Source organism: Microcoleus sp. BM001215392 (assembly GCF_036700185.1).
Classification (GTDB): Bacteria; Cyanobacteriota; Cyanobacteriia; order Cyanobacteriales; family Microcoleaceae; genus Microcoleus.
Map to the genome: position 1 here is coordinate 1 of NZ_JAUBOJ010000604.1, position 2,734 is coordinate 2,734.

The window sequence follows — 2,734 nt, forward strand, 5'->3', positions numbered from 1 at the left end:
TCCTCGGATTTTTATGAGGACTGAAGTCCGAACGATCGAACCAATTTTACTGTGTTTTTTTATATAGAATATAATGAATTATGACTAACAAAAACAAATTCCCAGGTCATGCCTGGGAATGGAAAACTTTAATACAAATAATGTTGTTTTAATAAATTGAAATTGCCGGAAAGCGGCGATAATTTGGGTGATAATTGAGCAGCCCTGGTAGATTTGAGAGTGGACGGCGGGGCGAGCATTCCGGTTCCGGTGCCGCACCCGATCGCATTTTCCAGTCTCAATAAAACACTTGCGTTCATGTTCGATCACCCGTTATGCTTGGCTGCTGTTGCGAGTCTGGCTTGCCAGATCCAACAGTTGCGCCCAACGTTTTTGAACTTGTTTGGGGGTGCATTTGATCGCAGTGGCGATCGCCTTGTCGCATTCTTGATTCCGCTTCATTGCTAACAGTTGTTGCTGTTCGGGCGACAGTTGAGCGCGAAATGCTTCCCATTTTTCGGAATTCATCCCCAGCTTTTGATCGACATCAGCACCCAGCCATTCGTGCACCAGTTTCCAGTTTTGAGTGCGGGCAAATTTTTCGACGTGGTACTTAAACCGTTGTTGCAAGTAGTCGCGCTGGCGGGAAGACAAACCCAAAACGCGATCGATTTCCGAAGCTGAAAGGTCTTGCAATTTCAAAGTCAAGTAGCTGACGCATTCAGGCTGATTTTGAGCTTCCAGATAGGCGATCAATTCGGCGACAACTCGATCGCGCAGCACAGCATCAGCCGGATCGACAGTTTCCGAAACCATTTGTTCGCGGACTTGTTGCAGCGCCGGAGAACGGCTGTAGATTTCTGCATCTTCTCCCTTGCCGGATTCTACAGCCATTTCAATGTCGATCGCAGTTTCGGGAGGTTGACCCTTGGCAAATCCTTGGGCGCGAAGCACGATCAGGCGTTGGCGGTTGCGGCCGGGTAAGCCGATTTGGCGCTTGGCGTAGTGTTCGGTAAAAGCCATGTACTCAGCCAATTCAATCTGCGTGCGGGGAGTGTAGTTGAGATCCAGTTGGTGTTCGCGACGGAAGGCCCGCAAAGCTTCGATGTAAAAGCCTTGCAAAAAGTCTTCAATCATGTTATAGCGAGCTTGGAAGTTCAAGTTGGAGCGGAACGAAGCAACGTGGCGGTAAATCATCGCCGCGAGGTGAGAGTGCAGTTCGACGCGGCCGCTTTTGGAACCGAGGTTGTAGTATTGGAGAGTTTTTTGCAACCGGTGCTCGGCCAAGGTGATTTGCCAAGCTTCAACTTCGCCGGAAATTTGGATGCGATCGCTTTTTTGGCAAATCCGTTCGACTTCCTTAGCAATCCGCATCGCCACTGTTTGAGCGCTGCGGCTGGAATTTTTCATTGATGCTTCCAATTCTTTGAGCGCGAATTCGGCTAAAGCCAGGACATCGATGCTCGACACTGTGTTGATTTCGGCGGTTTGTTCGGTGGAGGTGGCGGAAATGAAGTTGAGGTTAGAAGCGGTGTTGCAGTTGACGGTGTTGGTGGCAGTTTTGACAGTCATGGCGTTTATCGGGTAGTGGCGTAGAGTGGGCGAGGAGAACAGTTGCTGGCGGTTTGGCTTGCTGTGCTGATTCAACTCTCTATACATTGAATATAGGTTCGTAGAGATAATCGCAGTCATGTCAGTGTTCCACTCTCTCATGCAACAGTTTTTGGCGGCTGTTTCTGATTTTAAGCGCTGGTTGTGAAAGATTGGTTTTATTGCCATTAGAGCCTTACTGTACAAGCATTCTGAGCTGTTATGCGGGTGTGGCGATCGCTCTTTAGATAGAGGGTGTTCCCGGCTGCTGAGTGGACAATTTACTAACTGGCCCTGTGAGGTGATTTTGGGCGTGGGAAATTGTGGAATCGAGAGCCGGCAGAATGTAGCAAACTGCACTATCTTCAGAAGCTACGCCACAGCAGTTGGGAAACCCGGTGAATTTGGAAATTTGCTTTTAAAAGGGGCAACGGCTTTTTTTGAACGAACCGCGTTCGCAAAGCGTGCGCGCTAGCGCTTAGACGCAAAGGACGCGAAGGAAGACAAGAGTGAAAGTCTGCCCACAATTCACGCCGATGCTCTCTCTAGCACCAAAGTGACTGGGCCATCATTATGTATAGAGACTTGCATCGTGGCTCCAAACAGCCCTGTTTCGACTTTTAAGCTGCCAAGAGCGCAACTTTTCGACGAATTTTGCATAAAGTTTTTCGGCGGCTTCTGGGGCGGCAGAGCGATCGAACGACCAGAAGCCGACATCAGCGACAATCGCCGTACAGCGTAAACTGACTGACTCGTTGGATGATGACTCGCATTTTATAGCAGTGGACAGTTGACCGCGGACAGTTGACAGTTGACTGTACCCAAATCAAACCGTTTATGCTATGGGAGATCGGCTCTATTCATGAGGTGATTTATTTCCTCACTGCTGTGGCGATTGCTATAAATCAGAAATATTTAAATTAAACACTCACCGAAAGACGATCGGGTAAACTTCGGTTTTCAACAGTCCTCAACGCATCAATGACTAGAGAAACCGGGTTTTTCACCAGCATTAAAGGCTTTGATGCAGTTTTGTTGAAAAAAACCCGGTTTCTGGCCACTCGTGCGTAGTTTTTTTTAAGAGTGATATCATGTCGCCTCAAAAGACAATAATAGACTTGAATTGCAAAAATCGGAAAACACCCTGAAATTATCTGCGTTTATC

At 48.0% G+C, this 2,734-nt stretch carries 2 protein-coding genes and 1 pseudogene; all 3 read right to left on the minus strand.

Translation table 11 applies throughout. The annotated features are described in order from the left end of the window. Positions 1 to 128: 128 nt before the first annotated feature. On the minus strand, positions 129 to 299 hold the full coding sequence (locus QT974_RS33240; RefSeq protein ID WP_333472625.1) for a hypothetical protein: 171 nt from the start codon (positions 297 to 299) through the stop codon (positions 129 to 131). Positions 300 to 312: 13 nt separating this feature from the next. Beyond that, a complete protein-coding gene (locus QT974_RS33245; RefSeq protein WP_333472626.1) occupies positions 313 to 1,551 on the minus strand; it encodes a HetZ-related protein in 1,239 nt (412 codons plus the stop codon). A gap of 546 nt (positions 1,552 to 2,097) precedes the next feature. Continuing rightward, a pseudogene (locus tag QT974_RS33250) lies at positions 2,098 to 2,321 on the minus strand (D-aminoacyl-tRNA deacylase); the annotation flags it as partial. Positions 2,322 to 2,734 lie beyond the last annotated feature (413 nt).

Coding starts and splice junctions, on each gene's coding strand:
- QT974_RS33240 (WP_333472625.1), bottom strand. CDS start 299: ATGAACGCAAGTGTTTTATTGAGACTGGAAAATGCGATCGGGTGCGGC.
- QT974_RS33245 (WP_333472626.1), bottom strand. CDS start 1,551: ATGACTGTCAAAACTGCCACCAACACCGTCAACTGCAACACCGCTTCT.